Source organism: Streptomyces sp. WAC03905 (assembly GCF_057371075.1).
The window spans coordinates 1682509-1701759 of record NZ_JBXYDZ010000003.1; the positions used below are offsets into that span (position 1 = coordinate 1682509).

General features: G+C 73.3%; 15 protein-coding genes. 11 read left to right on the forward strand and 4 right to left on the reverse strand.

All coding sequences use genetic code 11. From position 1 onward, the window contains the following. Position 1 precedes the first annotated feature (1 nt). The gene (locus tag AC2RP6_RS10270; protein ID WP_486445940.1) at positions 2-1165 is read left to right on the forward strand and encodes an acyl-CoA dehydrogenase family protein; all 1164 of its coding nucleotides are present in this window, start codon (positions 2-4) and stop codon (positions 1163-1165) included. Continuing rightward, positions 1166-2026 (forward strand): alpha/beta hydrolase family protein, encoded by an 861-nt coding sequence (locus AC2RP6_RS10275; protein ID WP_486445941.1) that lies wholly within the window; start codon positions 1166-1168, stop codon positions 2024-2026. It begins immediately after the preceding gene. Positions 2027-2062: 36 nt separating this feature from the next. Here AC2RP6_RS10275 and AC2RP6_RS10280 read toward each other — a convergent pair whose 3' ends face one another. The 3 genes from AC2RP6_RS10280 to AC2RP6_RS10290 all read right to left on the reverse strand — a co-directional run bounded on the left by AC2RP6_RS10280 (position 2063) and on the right by AC2RP6_RS10290 (position 5430). Next, positions 2063-3079: a TolB family protein gene (locus AC2RP6_RS10280; RefSeq protein ID WP_486445942.1), complete on the reverse strand. Its 1017-nt coding sequence runs from the start codon at positions 3077-3079 to the stop codon at positions 2063-2065. Continuing rightward, on the reverse strand, positions 3076-4431 hold the full coding sequence (locus AC2RP6_RS10285; RefSeq protein WP_486445943.1) for an MFS transporter: 1356 nt from the start codon (positions 4429-4431) through the stop codon (positions 3076-3078). The genes AC2RP6_RS10280 and AC2RP6_RS10285 overlap by 4 nt, the downstream gene beginning before the upstream one ends. Positions 4432-4569: 138 nt before the next feature. Further along, complete coding sequence (locus tag AC2RP6_RS10290; RefSeq protein WP_486445944.1) at positions 4570-5430, reverse strand: glycosyltransferase; 861 nt, start codon at positions 5428-5430, stop codon at positions 4570-4572. A 372-nt stretch (positions 5431-5802) separates the two neighbouring features. Here AC2RP6_RS10290 and AC2RP6_RS10295 point away from each other — a divergent pair, with 372 nt between their 5' ends. The 7 genes from AC2RP6_RS10295 to AC2RP6_RS10325 all read left to right on the forward strand — a co-directional run bounded on the left by AC2RP6_RS10295 (position 5803) and on the right by AC2RP6_RS10325 (position 15530). Further along, positions 5803-6903, forward strand: a complete 1101-nt coding sequence (locus tag AC2RP6_RS10295; protein WP_486445945.1) for a Gfo/Idh/MocA family protein — start codon at positions 5803-5805, stop codon at positions 6901-6903. A gap of 109 nt (positions 6904-7012) precedes the next feature. Then, the gene (locus tag AC2RP6_RS10300) at positions 7013-8008 is read left to right on the forward strand and encodes an SDR family NAD(P)-dependent oxidoreductase (RefSeq protein ID WP_486445946.1); all 996 of its coding nucleotides are present in this window, start codon (positions 7013-7015) and stop codon (positions 8006-8008) included. Then, positions 8005-9177, forward strand: a complete 1173-nt coding sequence (locus tag AC2RP6_RS10305) for a DegT/DnrJ/EryC1/StrS family aminotransferase (protein ID WP_486445947.1) — start codon at positions 8005-8007, stop codon at positions 9175-9177. The genes AC2RP6_RS10300 and AC2RP6_RS10305 overlap by 4 nt, the downstream gene beginning before the upstream one ends. Then, positions 9174-10028 (forward strand): acetyltransferase, encoded by an 855-nt coding sequence (locus AC2RP6_RS10310; protein WP_486445948.1) that lies wholly within the window; start codon positions 9174-9176, stop codon positions 10026-10028. The genes AC2RP6_RS10305 and AC2RP6_RS10310 overlap by 4 nt, the downstream gene beginning before the upstream one ends. Beyond that, complete coding sequence (locus AC2RP6_RS10315) at positions 10025-11140, forward strand: DegT/DnrJ/EryC1/StrS family aminotransferase (protein ID WP_486445949.1); 1116 nt, start codon at positions 10025-10027, stop codon at positions 11138-11140. The genes AC2RP6_RS10310 and AC2RP6_RS10315 overlap by 4 nt, the downstream gene beginning before the upstream one ends. Positions 11141-11181: 41 nt before the next feature. Further along, the gene (locus tag AC2RP6_RS10320; protein WP_486445950.1) at positions 11182-14484 is read left to right on the forward strand and encodes a DUF4082 domain-containing protein; all 3303 of its coding nucleotides are present in this window, start codon (positions 11182-11184) and stop codon (positions 14482-14484) included. Next, the gene (locus AC2RP6_RS10325) at positions 14481-15530 is read left to right on the forward strand and encodes a glycosyltransferase (protein ID WP_486445951.1); all 1050 of its coding nucleotides are present in this window, start codon (positions 14481-14483) and stop codon (positions 15528-15530) included. The genes AC2RP6_RS10320 and AC2RP6_RS10325 overlap by 4 nt, the downstream gene beginning before the upstream one ends. On the opposite strand, the gene AC2RP6_RS10330 is transcribed toward AC2RP6_RS10325, so the two are convergent. Continuing rightward, on the reverse strand, positions 15449-16225 hold the full coding sequence (locus tag AC2RP6_RS10330; protein WP_486445952.1) for a hypothetical protein: 777 nt from the start codon (positions 16223-16225) through the stop codon (positions 15449-15451). The two genes, AC2RP6_RS10325 and AC2RP6_RS10330, sit on opposite strands and share 82 nt — an antisense overlap. Before the next feature lie 62 nt (positions 16226-16287). On the opposite strand from AC2RP6_RS10330, the gene AC2RP6_RS10335 reads away from it, so the two are divergent. Then, entirely contained in the window at positions 16288-18336 is a 2049-nt protein-coding gene (locus tag AC2RP6_RS10335) for an O-antigen ligase family protein (RefSeq protein WP_486445953.1), read from the forward strand. Next, entirely contained in the window at positions 18267-19244 is a 978-nt protein-coding gene (locus AC2RP6_RS10340) for a glycosyltransferase family 2 protein (RefSeq protein ID WP_486445954.1), read from the forward strand. The genes AC2RP6_RS10335 and AC2RP6_RS10340 overlap by 70 nt, the downstream gene beginning before the upstream one ends. Positions 19245-19251: the final 7 nt, after the last annotated feature.

Here is a 19251-nt window from a genome sequence, read left to right on the forward strand (position 1 = left end):
GATGGTCGTGGAAGAATCTCGCAGTCGATCAGAGTGGAAGCGGAAGTTCCGCACGTTCGCGGATGAGGTGATGGCCCCGCACGTACGCCGTTACGACGAGGAACGGGCCTTCCCCGTCGCGATCCACGAGCGGGCCGCCGCCGAGGGCATCCTCAACGCGGCCTTCCCCGAGGAGCTGGGCGGCGCCGGGCTGTCCTACACGGAGTTCGGACAGGTCATCGGCGAACTGTCCGCCGTCTGCCCGGGCATGACGTGGACGCTGGTGTTCAACCGCGGCGCGCTCCATCCCGTGGTCGCCGCCGGCACCCCGGAGCAGAAGGAGCTGTTCGTCACCCGGCTCCTGAAGGACAACGGCTACGCGGCCCTCGGGCTCACCGAGCCGGAGAACGGCTCCAACCTGCTGGCGGCCACCACCCGCGCCGTGCGGACCGACGCGGGCTGGCTGCTCAACGGCGGCAAGTGCATGTCCGGGAACGGCACCGTCGCCGACCTGTTCGTCGTCCTGGCCAACACGGTGATCGACAACCGCAAGCGCGGCCTGTCGTTCTTCGCCGTACCGCGCGACGCGCCCGGCGTGACCGTGAGCGAGGACATCGAGAAGGCGGCGTTCCGCTGCCTGCCCACGCCCTCGGTCACCTTCCAGGACGTCGCCCTGGAACCGATCAGCCTGATCGGACGGGCCGGCGACGGGGAGATGCTGCTGAACGAACTCCTCGCGACCATCCGCATCGGCGGCGCCGCGTGCGGAACCGGCATCGTCGCCGCCATGCTGGCGGACGCGCTCACCTGGGTCGGGGAGCGCCGCGTCTACCCCGACGACCGCATGGACACCCTCAGCCACGTCCAGCTGACGCTGGGCCGGCTGTACGTCGAACTGTGCGCCGCCCGCGAGCTGCTGGACGAGGCGACGGCCCTGGCCGATCAGGGCCTGCCCTTCGGCAAGGAGAGTTCCATGGCGAAGTACTACGCCACCGAGCTCGCCGTCCGCGCCTCGAACGAGATCCTCCAGCTGTACGGGTGGCGCGGCATCGCCGCCGACCACGGCGTCGAGAAGCGCTGGCGGGACGCGCGCGCCCTCACCATCTTCGAGGGCTCCAGCGAGATCCAGCTGTTGAACGTGTTCCGTGAAATGCGCAGGATGGCCACGAGCGAGGGAGGTCTTTGATTGCCGTCCGTCGAAGTGACCACCGAGACCGTGCGCGCCGAGGACGGCGCCACGGCACACGTCCGGCTGCACCGCAGGCCCGACGATCCGTCGGCGCCGGTCCTGGTGTGCCTGCCCGCCATGGGCACCCGGGCCGCCGCCTACGCCCCGCTCGCGGACGCCCTGGCCGCAGCCGGCTTCCAGGTGGCCGTCGGCGAGCTGCGCGGGCAGGGCACGAGTTCCGTGCGGGCCGGCCGGGGGGTGCGCTACGGCTACCACGAGATGGTGGCGTACGACTACCCGGCGCTCTTCCGCACGGTGGAGGGGGCGTTCCCGGCGGCGCCGCGCCACCTCCTGGGGCACAGCCTCGGGGGGCAGCTCGGTGCCCTCTACCTCAGCCAGGAACCGCACATGGCCTCCGGCGCGGTCCTGGTCGGTGCGCCCTCCTGCCACTACCGCGGCTGGCCCTTCCCGCAGAGCCTGGGGATGCTCGCCGCCTTCCAGCTCGCGGCGGCGTTCGCCGCGGCGTACGGGTACTTCCCCGGCCGCCGCCTCGGGGTCCTGGGCAATGACTCCGCGCAGGTCCTCAAGGACATGGCCACCCAGGTCAGGACGGGCCGCTACCAGGTGCCGTCCTCCGAGGTGGACTTCGAACCGGCGCTGGCGGAGCTGGACCTGCCGGTGCTGGCCGTCGCCGTCAAGGGCGACGCCATGGCCCCGCCCGGTGGGGTGCGGGGACTCGCCGGCAAGCTGACGAGCGCCCGCGTGACGTACTGGGAGCTCGCGCTCGGCGAGGGCGCCCGGGGCAGCCGGCACTACGCCTGGATCCGGGACAGCGCGGCGCTCGTCGAGCGGGTCCGCGCCTTCGTGGACCAGGTCTAGGACCAGGACCCCGCCCCGCGTCCGCTCCCCGGCCCGTCAGCCCAGACGGGCCGGGGAGGAGGCCCCGGGAGTCAGCAGGCGGGGGCTGCCGGAGCCGTCCGCGGGCACGGTCCACAGGTCCGTCCGGTCGGCGGCGCCGTCGGCGGGCAGGGCGTAGGCCAGCGTCCGGTCGTCGAGCCAGGCGGCCTGGTCGTCGACGCTGCGCTTCTCCGCGAGCGGGTGGTCGCGCAACGTCTTCAGATCCATGACGTGTTCGCGCCACAACGAGGCTCCGGCCCGTACCCGCTTCTTGTACGCGATGCGCGTCTCGTCCGGGGACAGTGAGGGGCACTCGACGTTCTTGACGAGGGTGGTGACGGAGCGTCGGGAGATCGAGCCCTTCACCAGGTGCGTCTCGCCCGCCGTGGAGAGGGTGGCGTAGAAGGTGTCGTCGTCCGCGGCGAAGGTGACGCCCCAGAAGTTCACGTCCTGGGCGCGGTGCTCCCGCCCGTCCATGGTGATCGCGAACTCCTCCAGGCTGGCGTCGAGCTTCCAGGTACGGGTGTCGAGGATCGCCGTGCGCGTGGAGAAGAACGCGGAGCCGTAGGACTCGCCGGAGACGAACACGGTCCAGGCGGCGAAGCGGCCGCTGGGCGAGACGCGCGCCCGGCTCGGCGTGCCCGCCAGGGGGAAGCTGCGCACCTGGCGCAGGTCGGAGTCGACGACGACCGCCTTGTTGTCCTGGGCGAGCGCGCCCGGGCTGGAGCGCAGGCACACGCCCGTTCCCGCGGCGGCGTAGAAGCGCTGGCAGGTCAGGTCGGACACGGTGCGGGGGCCGTCGGGCGCGTCCGCCGGGACGGAGGCGAGGGCCCCCCGGTGCGGGCCCTGCCCGCTGCCCAGGAAGGTCAGCGCACCGCGGCCGGCCGTCAGCGTGACGGACCCCGCGGTCGCCTCCGGGCCGCCCGTGCGGGGCCGGTCGGCGCGGGAGGCGGCGCGCTGGACCAGGACGGCGCCGACGCCCCCGAGCAGCAGCACCGCCACCGCGAGGACGAGCAGGCGGCGTGAGCGTGTCATCGGGTTCCTCGCGGACGTCGGGCCGCGTCGGGCGGTAGGGGTGCGGGCGGTACGGAGGGTGCGGGCGGCGCCGGCCGCAGCACGTGGCCGGCGACGGCAGCGCAGCAGAGCAGGCCGGCCGCCGCCGCGGCGAGGGCCGGGCCGGTGCCCCACAGGGTCCACGCCCCGCCGAAGGCCAGCGAGCAGCCGAAGCGGGCCAGCGCCTGGCCGGTGCCGACCAGGGCCAGGCCGGTGGCGCGCAGCGACTCCGGGACGGTGGCGGCGACCGCGGCGGGCAGCACCCCGTCGGTGGCGGCGTAGAACGTGCCGTGCAGGGCGAGGACCAGGAAGGGCAGCAGCGCCCCGCCGGGGGCCCACAGCAGCAGCCCGTAGGCGGCGAGGAGGAGGGCGTGGCCGGCGAGGAACACGGTGCGGCGCCCGATCCGGTCGGCGAGGGCCCCGGCCGGTACGGCCAGCAGCAGGAACACCGCGGCGGTGCCCAGCGGCAGGAGCGGGAACCACTGGTCGTCGATGCCGGTCCGGCGCTGGAGCAGCAGGTAGACGAAGGCGTCGCTGACGGTGGTGAGGCCGAGCAGGACCGCGCAGAGCGCCAGGGCCCGCAGCCGCGGCAGGCGGAGCAGGGCCACGGCGTCGCGCAGCCGTACCGGGTCCGGGCGCGCGGGGGCGGGCGGCGGCGCGGCGGGTGCGGCGGCCGGCCGGGGGCGGGGCGCGAGGTCGCCCGCGCCGGAGGGCACGAACAGCATGAGCACGATGACGCCGAGTGCGGCGACGCAGGCGCTGACGCCGAAGACGGCGTCGTAGCCGTCGGCGGCCACGCCGAGGATGAGGAAGGCGGCGAGTGGGCCGAGCAGCGCCCCGGTGGTGTCCATGGCCCGGTGCACGCCGAAGGCCCGGCCCTGTAACGCGTCGGGGGTGGACAGGGATATCAGCGCGTCGCGCGGGGCGGTGCGCAGGCCCTTGCCGGTCCGTTCCAGCGCGAGGATCACGCTGATCGGGCCGAGGCTGTGGGCCAGCAGCAGCAGGGGTTTGCACAGGGCGGACAGGCCGTAGCCGATGCCGGCGACCAGTTTGTGGTTGCGGACCCGGTCGGCGAGGTGTCCGCCGGTGAGCTGCACGAGGGCGCTGACGCCGTTGTAGAGCCCGTCGAGCGCGCCGAACCCGAGCGGGCTCAGGCCCAGCCCCGCGATCAGGTAGAGCGGCAGGACGGCCGTGACCATCTCGGAGGAGACGTCGGTGATCAGGCTGACCGTGCCCAGGGCGAGGACGGTCGGGGCGACCGCCGCCGCCCTGCCGGACCCCGGGCCGGGCGCGCTTTTCGCGCCCGCGGGGGCGGAGCGGTCCGCGAGGTACATGCTCTGGAGCTCCCGGTGCAGACGGTCTGAGTCACTCGAACGTGCGAGTGGCACCCTAGTGGTTGTACGGCCCAACTGTGGTGCTTACGAGGGGATTCGGTCGTGCGGAGGGCCGTGCTCCCGCCGCGCGTCGCTCCGTCACTGCCGGCTGCTCTCGTCCCGCAGCCAGGTGGAGAAGTCCTGGTCGCGGATGGCCCGCCGGGAGCCCCGGCGGGCGGCGAGGGCGGCCGCCGCGAACACCACCACCGCGGGCAGCAGCGCCGGCCTGCCGCGCAGCAGGGCGCGCAGGTCCCCCGTGCCCGTGCGGGCGGTCGGCGCGGCCCCGCCCGGTGCCTCCCGGGTCGCCTGGTAGCGCTCGTACTCGGCGGAGGAGGTCGCCGCGCGGACCTTGCGCCGGATCAGGTCGGACCAGGTGCGCGGCGGCCGCACGACGACCCGGGCCGCTTCGACCACGCGCCGCTCGCCGGGGCCGAAGGCGAGGGACGCGGCCAGGTCGTCGGCCATCAGCGGGGGCAGGGCGGCGATCCGTGCGTGCCCCTCCTCGGTCACGGCGATCACGCCCCGGCCGAACAGGCCCTCGCGGACGGCCGGGAGCAGCTGCCAGACCCGGTAGTAGGCCCGTACCGGCCAGGCGCTGCCGGCGAGCGGGATGTCCCGGCCGGGCGCGGCGGCGAGCAGGCCCGGGTCCCCGGCGAGGGCGCCCGCGAGAGCCCGTACGTCGGCGGCTCCGATGACGACGTCGGCGTCCACGTACAGCCGGGGGAAGCCGCGGGCGTGCTCGTCCCCGACCCGCAGCGCGGCGTGTTTGGAGGGGGTCGGGATCTCCACGACGCGTACCCGGGCGCCGTGCGCGGCCGCCACCCGGGCGGTGTCGTCGGTACAGCCGTTGCACACCACGACGATGTCGGGTCCGGACGCCGAGGGGTCGGCGAGGAGCGCGTCGAGGAGCCGGCCGATGACCCGGCCCTCGTTGTGGGCCGGTATCACGATGCTGGTCACCCGGGCAGTATGCACGCTCGAACACCAGCTCCCGGCGATTCCGCCAACTCTGCCCGGGGGTACGCCCGGTGGACTAGATTGAGCGGCGCCGACCGGATTCGGCGCGCTGCTGCGCGGCCGGGCACCATCCGGAACCGGCAAGGGTGGTACGGGTTCGGCTGCTTGTGGGGAACGGGCGGTCGGGCCGGGGGGCGGCATACGCGGTTCACGCAGAACACGGTTGTGGGGGGCCATCACCGTCGAGCAGGTCACGCACGGGACGCGTTGCGCGTCCGGTGCGCCCTCGGCGACGGCGTTTCCTTCCTGCACACGCGTCCCGGCCATGGGTTGTCGACACGCCAGTCGGCGTGGCGCGGAAGGAAGGGGAACGCTGTGAAGGACACCGCGAAGGACGCGGGGCAGGGTGCCGGTTCCGCCGGCCGGGGGTCCACGGCCCCCTTAGGCGTGGCCGTGGTCGGCGCGGGCTACTGGGGCCCCAATCTGGTCCGCAACTTCCAGTCCAGCCCGCAGTTCCGGCTGCAGTGGCTCTGCGACCTGGACGTGGACCGGGCCCGGCAGGTGCTCGGCGGGTACTCCACGGTCCAGGCGACCGCCGACTACGCCGCGGTCCTCGCCGATCCGTCCGTACAGGCCGTCGCCGTGGCCACGCCGGCCGGCACGCACCTGGACGTCGCGCTCGCCGCGCTGCGGGCCGGCAAGCACGTCCTGGTGGAGAAGCCCCTGGCCGCCACCTACGAGGACGGGCTGCGGCTGGTCGACGAGGCCGAGGAGCGCGGCCTGACGCTGATGTGCGACCACACGTACTGCTACACCCCGGCGGTGAGCCGGATCCGCGACATGGTCCGCTCCGGTGAGCTGGGCGAGATCCACTACGTGGACTCCGTACGGATCAACCTCGGGCTCGTCCAGAAGGACGTCGACGTCCTGTGGGACCTGGCCCCCCACGACCTGTCGGTCCTCGACTTCATCCTCCCCGAGCACGTCCGGCCCGTGGCCGTCGCCGCCCACGGGGCCGACCCGATCGGGGCCGGACAGTCCTGCGTGGCCTACCTGACCCTCCAGCTGAGCACCGGCGCCATCGCGCACGTCCACGTCAACTGGCTGTCCCCGACGAAGGTGCGCACCACCATGGTCGGCGGCTCCAAGCGCACCCTGGTCTGGGACGACCTCGACCCCACCCAGCGCGTCTCGGTGTTCGACCGGGGCGTCGAGCTGAGCACCCCGCAGGAGATCGGCGCCGACGAGCGCCGCGACATGCTCGTCTCCTACCGGACCGGCGACATGGTGGCGCCCGCGATCGGCGAGAAGGAAGCGCTGCGCAGCATGGTCGAGGAGTTCGCCGACGCCATCAGGACGGGACGGCCGGCGCTGACCGACGGCCGGGCGGGCCTGAAGGTGCTGGACATCCTCGAAGCGGCTTCCCGGAGCCTGGAGTTCCGGGGCGCGGTCGTCGGGCTGCGCACCGGACGCTGACGTCCCCGGATCCCTCGGACCACCTCCGGATCCCTCGCGGATCCCCCACGGCCCGCCGGCGGACCGTGCACACACGCAGGACCACGACCTATTCAGTGGGAGCAGGGCGTTGAGCAGCAGCGTACGAGGCAAGAGGATTCTGGTCACCGGCGGGGCGGGCACCATCGGCTCGCACGTGGTGGACCAACTGGTGGACAACGGGGCCCGCGAGATCGTGGTGCTCGACAACTTCGTGCGGGGGCGGACCGCCAACCTGGCCCGCGCCCTGCCGAGCGGCGTCGTCGAGGTCGTCGAGGGCGACATCCGCGACGTGGCGGCGGTGCGCAAGGTGACGGAGGGCGCCGACCTGGTCTTCCACCTGGCGGCCATCCGGATCACCCAGTGCGCGGAGGAGCCGCGGCTGGCGAACGAGGTGATGGTGGACGGCACGTTCAACGTGCTGGAGGCGGCGGCCGCCGCGGGCGTGGGCAAGGTGATCGCCTCGTCCTCGGCCTCGGTCTACGGGCTGGCCGAGCAGTTCCCGACGACCGAGCGCCACCACCCGTACAACAACGACACGTTCTACGGCGCGGCGAAGGCCTTCAACGAGGGGATGCTGCGCAGCTTCCACTCGATGTACGGGCTGGACTACGTCGCCCTGCGCTACTTCAACGTCTACGGGCCGCGGATGGACATCCACGGCCTCTACACCGAGGTGCTCATCCGCTGGATGGAGCGCATCGCCTCGGGCGAGCCGCCGCTGATCCTGGGCGACGGCCTGCAGACCATGGACTTCGTCGACGTGCGGGACATCGCGCGCGCCAACCTGCTGGCTGCCGAATCGGACGTGACCGACGAGGTGTTCAACGTCGCGAGCGGGACCGAGACGAGCCTGCTGGAGCTGGCGAACGGCCTGCTGGAGGCCATGGGCGCGGACGGGACGGTGCCCGAGCACGGCCCGGCCCGCGCCGTGAACGGCGTGACCCGCCGCCTGGCGGACACCGCACGGGCCTCGGAGCGGCTCGGCTTCACCGCCGGGATCGACCTGCGCACGGGTCTGCGGGACCTGGTGGAGTGGTGGCGGGCCGAACGCGCCGCCGACGCGGCCGCGGGGGCGGGCCGGTGACCGCCGCCGACCCGAACGCCGCACCCGGCACCGCGCCGGCCCGGATCCCGGTGATGGTGCCCTGGCTGGGTGAGGAGGAGGCGAAGGCCGCGGCCGACGCGGTGCTCTCGGGCTGGGTCGCGCAGGGCCCGCGGGTCGCCGCCTTCGAGCGGGCCTTCGCGGAGCGGGTGGGCGCCGAGCACGGGATCGCCGTCAGCTCGTGCACCACCGCCCTGCACCTGGCCCTCGTCGCGCTGGACCTCGGCCCGGGGGACGAGGTGGTCGTCCCGTCCCTGTCGTTCATCGCCACCGCCAACGCCGTGCGCTACGTGGGCGCGCGGCCGGTGTTCGCCGATGTCGAGGAGGCCACCGGCAACCTGACCCCGGCCACCGTCGACGCGGTCCGCACCCCCCGTACGAGGGCGGTGCTCGCCGTCCACCAGGGCGGGGTGCCCGCGGACGTGCACGCCCTGCGCGCGGCGTGCGCCGAGTGGGACGTCGCGCTGGTGGAGGACGCCGCCTGCGGCATCGGCGCGACGGTCGGGGGCAAGTCCGTCGGCCACGGGGCGCTCCTGGCCGCCTGGTCCTTCCACCCCCGCAAGGTGATCACCACCGGCGAGGGCGGCATGGTCACGACGGACGACGCGCAGTGGGCGGAGCGGCTGCGCCGGCTGCGCGAGCACGGCATGAACGTGTCCGCCGCGCAGCGCCACGCGAGCAGCAAGCCGATCGTGGAGAGCTATCTGGAGGTCGGCTACAACTACCGGATGACCGACATCCAGGCCGCGGTCGGCCTGGTGCAGCTCGGCCGGCTGGACGAGATCGTGGCCCGGCGGCGGGCGCTCGCCGCCCGGTACGCGGACCTGCTGCGGGAGGTCCCGGGCGTGCGCCCGGTCCGCGATCCGGCCCACGGCCAGGGCAACTTCCAGTCGTACTGGGTGCTGCTGGCCGAGGACTTCCCCGTGGGCCGGGACGAGCTGCTCGCGGTGCTCTCGCAGGCCGGCGTCTCGGCCCGGCGCGGGATCATGGCCTCGCACCTGGAGCCGGCGTACGCGGGGCACGGCGCGGGCGCGCTGCCGGTGACCGAGCGGATCAGCCGCGACTCGCTGATCCTGCCGCTGTTCCACACCATGACCGACGCCCAGCAGGACCGGGTGGTGGCCGTGCTGCGGGATCGGGCGGGCGGATGAGCGCTCAGGTCACCGAGGACCTGCTGATCGTCGGCGCGGGCGGGTTCGCGCGGGAGACCGCGCAAGCGGTACGGGACGTGGCCGCGGCCGACGCGGCACGCGGGCGCCCGCCGCGCTGGCGGGCGGCGGGCCACCTCGACGACGATCCGGCGCTGCACGGCCGGGTGGTCGACGGGGTCCCGGTGCTGGGCGGCTGCGAGCTGGTCCACGAGCTGCCGGCCGCCCGGGTGGTGGTGTGCGTGGGCAGTCCGCGCGACCAGGCCGTCAGAGCCCGTCTGGTGCGCCGCCTGGCCCTGCCGGCGGAGCGGTACGCGACGGTGGTGCACCCCACGGCGGCGGTGTCGGGTTCCTCGGTGATCGGCGCGGGCTCGGTCCTGCTCGCGCACTGCGCACTGACGGCCGCCGTCCGGGTCGGGTCCCACGTGGCGGTCATGCCGCAGGTGGTCCTCACGCACGACGACACGGTCGAGGACTTCGCCACGCTCGCCTCGGGCGTCCGCCTGGGCGGCGGGGTGCGGGTGGGGTGCGGCGCGTACGTGGGGGCGGGGGCGCTGGTGCGGGAGTACGCCGCGATCGGCGCCTGGTCGCTGACCGGCATGGGCAGCACCGTCCTCGCGGACGTACCCGCCGGGGAGGTGTGGGCCGGCAGTCCGGCCCGCCCCCTGCGGCCCGCGGGGGCCGCGGCCCTCGCCGAACTGGCCCGTCCGGCGGGACACCCCGGCGGGCCGGCCGCGGAAGGACCCGCCGAGGAACCGCCGCTGCCCGACCGGGCGGCGGCGTACGGCACGCAGGACGGCACCGGCCCGGACGGCCCGCGGCCCCAGACACGGATGGAGAGTCCCGTCGTATGAACCAGATACCGCTCGTCGACCTGAAGGCCGCGCACGCCGAGGTCGCCGAGGAGTTACGGGCCGGCTTCGACCGGGTGCTCGCCGACACCGCCTTCATCGGGGGCGCCGAGGTCAGCGCCTTCGAGGGCGAGTACGCCGCGTTCGCCGGGGTCCGGCACTGCGTGGGGGTCGCCAACGGCACCGACGCCGTCGAACTGGCGCTGCGCGCGAGCGGGGTGGGCGTGGGCGACGAGGTGGTGCTGCCGGCCAACACGTTCATCGCGACCGCGGGCGCCGTCGCCCGGATCGGCGCCCGGCCGGTGCTGGTCGACTGCCTGCCCGACACCCTGCTGATGGACCCGCAGGCCGCGCTGGACGCGGTCGGTCCGGCCACCCGCGCCGTGGTTCCCGTCCACCTGTACGGGCAGTGCGCGGCCGCCGCGGAACTGGCGGCCCGGCTCCCGGGACACGTGAAGGTCGTCGAGGACGCGGCGCAGAGCCAGGGCGCGACCCGGGACGGCCGCTCCCCCGGCAGCGGGGGGATCGCCGCGACCAGCTTCTACCCGGGCAAGAACCTGGGGGCGTACGGGGACGCGGGCGCGGTGGTGACCGACGACCAGGAGAGCGCCGACCTGGTCCGGGCGCTCGCCAACCACGGCGGCGTCGCCAAGTACCGCCACGACGTGGCCGGTTTCAACAGCCGGCTGGACGGTCTGCAGGCCGTGGTCCTGCGGGCCAAGCTGGCCCGGCTGGCGGAGGGGAACGCGGCCCGCCGGGCCGCCGCCACCCGCTACGACGGGCTGCTGGGCGACCTCGCCGAGGCAGGCCGGGTCACCCTGCCGGTCACCGCGGAGGGCAACGTCCACGTCTGGCACCTGTACGTCGTACGGGTCCCGGGAGCCGACCGCGACACCGTGGTCGGCAAGCTCAACGCCGAGGGGATCGGCGCGGGCGTGCACTACCCGTCCCCGGTGCACCTCACCCCGGCCTTCGCCCACCTCGGTCACGGGCGCGGGGCCTTCCCCCACGCCGAGCGGGCCGCGGACCTGATGCTCTCCCTCCCCCTCTTCCCGCAGATCACCGCCGCCCAGCAGCAGCGGGTCGTGGACGCGCTCTCCGGTGCCCTGCGCTGACCACGTGCTGTCCACGTGCTGACGTAAACAATGAGGTCCAGATGAACAAACGGACACAGTTGCTCCGTTACGGTCTCTTCACCGTGGTGGCGGCCCTGATGGCCACGGTCCTGCCGCCGGCCTCCGTGGCCGCGGCCGCCGATCCCTGCGGACCCGCGACGAACGCGATCGTCTGCGAGAACTCCAAGCCGGGCACCCCGATGGAGGAGTGGTTCGCGCCGAGCGCCTACGGCGACATCAAGGGCTTCCCCGACCGGACGAGCGTCCAGGCCGGCGAAACCCTGCAGTTCAAGATCCAGTCGCCGACGCCGTACAGGGTCTCGGTGTACCGCCTGGGCCACTACGGGGGCACCGGAGCCCGGCTGATGTCGACCGCGGCGCAGGCCGCGCAGACCTACCCGGCGAACTTCGCGCCCGGCGGGAACCCGGCCGCCTGCGCCACCAAGGCCGCCACCGGCCTGGTCGACTGCGGCAACTGGCCCACCACCGCGACGTGGACCGTGCCGGCCGACGCCGTCTCCGGCCTCTACGTCGCCAACTTCGACCAGGCGGACGGCAACGGCGTGATGCCCTACCCGTTCGTCGTCCGCAAGGACTCCAGCCACTCCGACATCGTCGTGCAGACCAGTGACCAGACCTGGCAGGCGTACAACAACTACGGCGGCCAGGACCTCTACGACGGCGGCGGTCCCGCGCCCGACGGGCGGGCCTACGAGGTCAGTTACAACCGGCCCATGGACATCGGCGGGGACAACGGGATCTACGGTTCCGAGTTCCAGATGGTGGCGTGGCTGGAGCGCAACGGCTACGACGTGAGCTACATGTCCGGGATCGACATGTCGGTGCGCGGCGCGACCCTGCTGCCCAACCACAAGGTCTTCATGTCCTCCGGGCACGACGAGTACTGGACGCAGGACCAGTTCACCAACGCCCTCAGCGCGCGCCGCGCCGGACAGCACCAGACGTACTTCGCGGGCAACGAGATCTTCTGGAAGACCCGGCTCGCCCCGAGCATCGACGGCACGAACACGGCCAACCGGACGCTGGTCTCGTACAAGGAGACCAAACTGTCCTTCCCGCAGCCCAACGGCATCCCCGACCCGAGCGGCATCTGGACGGGCACCTTCATGGACCCGGCCAGCGCCGCGAACGGCCGGCCCTTCCAGCCGCAGAACCAGCTGACGGGCTCGATGTTCAGCGTCAACGGCTACCGCAGCGACGCGATCACCGTGCCGGGCACGTTCGCCAAGCAGCGCCTGTGGCGCAACACCTCCGTCGCGAACCTCACCCCCTCGCAGACCGCCACGTTCCCGCAGGGCACGCTCGGCTACGAGTGGGACAGCGACGTGGAGAACGCCAGCCGTCCGGCCGGACAGATCCAGATGTCGTCCACGACGGTCGACATCGACGACGGCAAGCTCCTGAAGGACTACGGCAACACCTACGGCAACGGCACCGCGACGCACAGCCTGGTGGCCTTCCGCGACCAGACCTCGCACGCGCTGGTCTTCGGCGCGGGCACGGTGCAGTGGTCCTGGGGGCTGACCAACATGCCCACCTCCAACCCGGACGACACCGTGGTCACCGCCGACAAGCGGATGCAGCAGGCCACGGTGAACGTGTTCGCCGACATGGGCGTCCAGCCCAAGTCCCTGCAGAGCGACCTGGTGGCCTCGACCGCCTCCACCGACACGGTGGGCCCCGCCATCACCGTGGCCAGCCCGGCGGCGAACGCCACCGTGCCGGCCCTGAGGCCGGTGACCGTCACCGGTACGGCGACCGACACCGGTGGCGGCGTGGTGGCCCGGGTCGAGGTGTCCACCGACGGCGGCACCACCTGGAAGGCGACCACCGGCCTGGCGAACTGGAGCCACACCTGGACGCCGACCGCCCCGGGCCCCGTGCAGATCAAGGTGCGGGCGGTCGACGACAGCGTCAACATCGGCGCGACCACCACGGTCCCGCTGACCGTCGGTCCCCAGCAGTGCCCCTGCACCGTGTGGCCGGCCGCGGCCGTGCCCGGCACCGTCAACGCCGGTGACGGCAGCGCCGTGGAACTCGGGGTGAAGATCCGCTCCTCGGTGGCCGGTTCCATCACCGGCGTCCGGTTCTACAAGTCCCCGGCCAACACCGGGACCCACACCGGCAGCCTGTGGAGCAGCACCGGCCAGCGCCTGGCCACCGGCACCTTCACCAACGAGACGGCGTCCGGCTGGCAGCAGCTGAACTTCTCCAGCCCGGTGCCGGTCAAGCCCAACACCACCTACATCGCCTCCTACTTCGCGCCGAACGGCGGCTACTCCTTCGACAACACCTTCGCCTCGGCCGACGCGGGCCTGGCCCCCCTCACGGCCCTGAAGAACGGAACCGACGGCGGCAACGGCGTCTACCGCTACAGCGGCACGGGCGGGTTCCCGAACAAGGCCGCCACCGGCAGCAACTACTGGGTGGACGCGGTGCTGGACACCTCCGGCGCCAGCACGACCCCGCCCACCGTCACGGGCACCTCGCCGCAGTCGGCCGCGACCGGCACCCAGATCACGGCGGCGGTGACGGCCACCTTCAGCACGGCCGTCGACGCGGAGACGCTCACCTTCACCGTGAAGGACGCGGGCGGCGCCACCGTCCCGGGCACCAAGGTGCTCGGCGCCTCGAACAGCGCGACCTTCACCCCCTCCTCCGAACTGGCCCTGAACACCACGTACACGGCGTCCGTCCAGGTGTCCGACCTGTGGGGCAACGCCATGACGGCGCCGGTCTCGTGGAACTTCACGACCAGCGCGAACCCTCCGGTGGTGAACTGCCCGTGCACCCTGTGGAACGGCACGGCGACGCCGAGCACCGCCAACGTGGGCGACGACGCCAACTCGGTGGAGCTGGGCACCCGCTTCCAGTCGGCGGTGAACGGCTACATCACCGGCGTCACCTTCTACAAGGGCCCCGGCAACACCGGCACCCACACGGGCAGCCTGTGGTCCGCCTCCGGCACCCTGCTGGCCACCGGCACCTTCGGCAGCGAGACCTTGACCGGCTGGCAGCAGCTGCAGTTCGCGACGCCCGTGCCGATCACGGCCGGCACCACGTACGTGGCCTCCTACCACGCGCCGAACGGCAACTACTCGGTCGACGGCGGCTACTTCTCCGGCGCCCACCGCTCCTACCCGCTCGTGGCCCCGGCCGACGCGCCCGGGAACGGCAACGGGCTCTACAAGTACGGGTCCGCCACGGTCTTCCCGTCGAACACCTACGGTTCGGTGAACTACTGGGTGGGCCCGGTCTTCACCACCACCCTGCCGAACTCCCTCCAGTCGACGGACGGCTCCACGGAGGTGTCCGGCCAGTGAGCACGGTCAGCGTGGTGATCCCCTGCTACAAGTACGGCCACTTCCTGGCCGACTGCGTCAAGAGCGTCCTGGACGAGCAGGAGGGCGTCGACGTCCGGGTACTGATCATCGACGACGCCTCGCCCGACGACTCGGCGGACGTGGCGCGGGCGCTGGCGGCCGCCGACTCGCGGATCGAGGTACGGGTCCACGAGCGCAACCAGGGCCACATCGCGACGTACAACGAGGGTCTGCTGGAGTGGGCCGACGGGGACTACGTCGCCCTGCTCTCGGCCGACGACCGGCTGGTCCCGGGGGCCCTGGTGCGCGCGGCGGCCCTGCTCGACGCCCATCCGGAAGCGGGCTTCGCGTACGGCAGACCGCTGCGCTTCCGGCACGGCGGTCCGCTGCCGGCGGCCCGTACCCGGTCCACCGGGTCGGTGGTGTATCCGGGGCGGTGGTGGCTGGACCGGCGGTTCCGGGAGGGCACCGGCTGCATCACCTCGCCCGAGGTGGTCGTCCGCACCAGTCTCCAGCGCAAGGTCGGGGGCTACGATCCGGAGCTGCCGCACGCCGGTGACATCGAGATGTGGATGCGGCTCGCGGCGCACGCCGACGTCGGCTACGTACAGGGGGCCGACCAGGCCTTCTACCGCGTCCACGGTGACAACATGTCCACCACGGACTTCGGCGGGCAGCTCGACGACCTGCGCCAGCGCCTGGTCGCCTTCGACTCGGTGCTCGTCAAGTGCGGCGACCTGCTTCCGGGGTCCGACCGGCTGGCTCTGGCGGCGCGCACCCGGCTGGCCCGGTACGCGCTGCGGCGCGCCTACCGGGCCTACGACCGGGGGCGAACCGCGGTGGTGCCGGTCGACGAGCTCGTGGAGTTCGCCGCCGAGTGCCTGCCCGACGGCTACACGTCGCTGGGCGAGTACCGGGCGCTGCTCAGGCGCCGTCGGATCGGTGCGCGCGTGATGCCCTACCTTCAGCCGCTGGTGCTGTCGGCGGTCGCCGACCGGGGGCGCGAGTGGCTGTGGTGGCGTTCCTGGAAGCGCCGGGGCATCTGATGTCCCGACTCCACCGGTTCCACCGGCGGGTCCTGCGGACCGGCGTCGGCGCTCTCGCGCCGGCGCCGGTTCCGGCGTGTCAGGAGCCGGTCGGTCCACAGGGTGACGGCCACCCCGGCGACCGGGGCCAGCAGGGCCACTCCGGCCAGCGACCGCATGCGGTCGCCGGTCCGCGCGGCGGCGTGCGGCTGCACCAGCAGGTCCACGCTCATGCGGGCCGCTTCCGGGATGCCCTGCTGCGTCTGGAGGTCGGTCAGGTGCCGGGAGTAGACCTCGATGATCTTCCGTACGGAGGCGTCGGCCACATCGGGGTCGGCGTGCTCCACCTGGACCTGCAGCGAGGGGATCAGGTGGCGCGGGGTGACGCTGGTGCCGCTGTTGCGCGGTGTCATCCGGTAGGTGCCGGCGACTCCCCCGGCCTTGAGCTCGGCGGCTCCCGCGGGCGATTCCAACTGCTGCACCACGGCGTAGGAGACGGCGGCGAGCGGCGGCTGGAGGTTCGCGAGCTGGTTGGGCTGCCGGCTGGTCACCGGCGGCTTGAGGACCACGATCGCGGAGCTGAGGTGGACCGGCCGGGGGCTCAGCACCGCCGCCGCTCCGCCGGCCGCGAGCAGCGCCGCCACGACCAGGACGTACCAGCGCCGGCGCAGCGCTCGGACCAACTCACCAGGCGACACGGGGATCCCTTCCTTCATGTCCGATCTTTGCAGGACCCGGGTAGGTCCGCCATCAAATCCGTTACCCGGCAGGGGTGTTCGTGAGCATTCGGGAACTGGGCGCGGTACTGCGCCGCCGGTGGTACGTGATCGTGCCGGCGGTCGTGCTCAGCGTGCTGGCGGCGCTGCACCTGTACCGGTCGGTGCCGGTGGCGTACCAGTCGCAGAGCTCGGTGGCGCTGCTGGACTCCTCGGCGGCGGCCAAGCTGCCGCCCGCCTTCGGCAATCCCATCTCCAACGCGGGCGGCGCCCTGGTGGTGACCGCGGACGTGCTGATCAGGACGCTGTCGGGGGCGGACGCGGCCCGTGAGCTGCACAGCCTGGGCGTGACGGACCCCTACACCGTCGGGTTCGCCGCGAACACCTCCGGGCCGCTGCTGACGCTGACGGTCACGGGCACCGACCGGGAGAGGGTGCTGGAGGAGACGAACATCCTGACGGGGTTCGCCGGGGAGCAGCTCAACGCGCTCCAGGCGGCGGCCAAGGTACAGCCCGCCTACATGGTGCAGACCGCGCCGGTGGTGCTGCCGCAGACCCCGGTCCCGCAGCTCAAGAGCCGCTACCAGCAGGTGCTGGGGGTCCTCATCCTCGGTGTCGCCGCCGGGTTCGTGCTCTCCTTCGTGGCGGACGCGCTGCTCGCGGCCCGCCGGCGGCGGCGGGAGAGGACGGCCGGGGCGGCCGGGTCCCCCCGCCCGCCGGGTCGTGCCGCCCGCCGCAGGTCGCGGGGGCGCCACGTCGACGCCACCGCCCTGCTGACCGGATACCTGGCGCTGGCCTTCTTCATCCCGTCGAACCTGACGCTGCCGGGCCTCGGCGGGGTGGGGACCCCGGCCAACGTCTTCGCCCTGCTGGCCCTCTTCTGGTATCTGGCGACGTGGCTCGCCGGCCGGATCCGCCCGGCGGCCGGTACCCGGCTGCCGCGGGTGGCGATGTGGCTGCTGGCCGTGTCGGTGCTGGCCTCCTACATCGCGAACGCGGGCCGCGGGAGCGTGCGCAAGGAGCTGCTCGGCGCGGACCGCGGCCTGATCGCCCTGCTGGTGTGGGTGTCGCTGGTCGTGCTGGTCTCGGCCGGGATCCAGGACCGCAAGCGCCTGGACGTGCTGATGCGCCGGGCCGTGGTGATGGGGGCGATCGTGGCGGCCGTCGGCTTCTACGACTTCTTCACCGCGACCAACATCGCCGACAGCATCAGCATCCCGGGGCTGACGTCGGGCGTTCCCCAGATCACGACCCTGGACCGCGGGGCGTTCACCCGGCCGCGGTCCACGACGGCGCAGCCGCTGGAGTTCGGCGGGATGCTGGCGCTGCTGCTGCCCTTCGCCGTGCAGCAGGCCTTCGATCCGGTGCGGCGCCATCTGAAGGCCTGGCGCCGCTGGGCGCCGGTGGCGCTGATGGGCGGGGCGCTGCCGCTGACGGTGTCGCGCACCTCGATCATCGGGGCGCTGATCGTGGTCCTGGTGATGGTGCCGCGGTGGAAGCCGCAGCGGCGGTGGACCGCGATCGGTGTGCTGGTGGGTGCGGTCGCCTGTTTCAAGGTGATCATTCCGGGGCTGATCGGCACGATCACGGCGCTGTTCGCGTCCTTCCTGTCGAACTCCGACAGCAGTACCCAGGCCCGTACGGTCAAGTACAGCGCGATCGTCCCCTACCTGGACGAGCGTCCCCTGTTCGGGCGGGGTCTGGGCACCTTCATTCCCGAGCTCTACTTCTTCACCGACAACCAGTACATGCTGACCCTCGCCGAGACGGGGCTGGTGGGGCTGCTCTCGCTGCTCTTCCTCTTCCTCACCGGCATCCACCAGGGCGGGGCGATCCGCCGGCTGGCCGTCGGCGAGTCCGACCGGGAGCTGGGGCAGGCGTTCTTTGCGTCCGCCGTCGTCGCCCTGGTCGTCAGCGCCACGTTCGACGCACTCAGCTTCCCGATGTTCGCCGGGATGTTCTTCCTGACGATCGCCGCCGGAGGCAGTTACCTCGGCTTCATCCGGCGCGCTGCGCCGAAGCCCCGATCCGTGGAGTTCCCATGTCTTCCCGCCGGTCAGCACGATCAGCGTCTGCCGAGTCCCTCGTCGGCTCCGGCTCCGGTCCGGTAGCGGTCCTCGTCGTCACCTGGAACAGTGCGCAGGTCCTGCCGGAGTTCCTCGCCTCGCTGCCGGAGGGCATGGCGGGGCTCGACTGGCGTCTCGTCGTCGCCGACAACGACTCCGCCGACGACACGGTGGAGGTCGTCCGTGCGCTGGCCCCGGACGCGACGGTCGTCCGGACCGGCCGCAACGCCGGGTACGCGGCCGGGGTGAACGCCGCGCTGGCGGCCGCCGCCGGATGGGAGGGCGGCTTCCGGGCGGCCGTGGTGTGCAATCCGGACGTCCGGATGCGGCGCGGCTGCGCGAAGGTGCTCGTCGACGCGCTCGGCGCCCCGCAGCCGGGTGGCGGGCGGGTCGGGATCAGCGTTCCGCTGCTGTACGAGGAGGACGGCCGGACGCTCCTGCTGTCGCTGCGGCGCGAGTCGAGCGTGACCCGGGCGCTGGGCGAGGCGGTGATCGGCAACCGCCGGGCGGGGCGCTTCCCGCGCTGGAGCGAGCTGGTCACCGACCGGGCGGCGTACGAGCGGGAGACGGTGGCGGACTGGGCGACGGGGGCCCTGATGGCCCTGTCCGGGGAGTGCCTGGCCGTGTGCGGGCCGTGGGACGAGTCGTTCTTCCTGTACTCGGAGGAGACGGAGTACTGCCTGCGGGCCCGCGACCTCGGCTTCGTGACCCGGCTGGAGCCGTCGGCATCGGCCACCCACCTGGGCGGGGACTCCCGGGTGTCGCCGCGGCTGTGGGCGCTGCTGACGGTGAACCGGGTGCGGCTGTACCGGCGCCGTCACGGCCTGGCGGCCACCACCGCCTTCCGGGCGGCCGTGCTGCTGCGGGAGTCCTCCCGCGCGGCCCTGGGCCGCCCGGCCAGCCTGGCGGCCGCCCGCGCCCTGATCGCACCCGCCCGCCCAGGCACCCCCTGACGAGCAT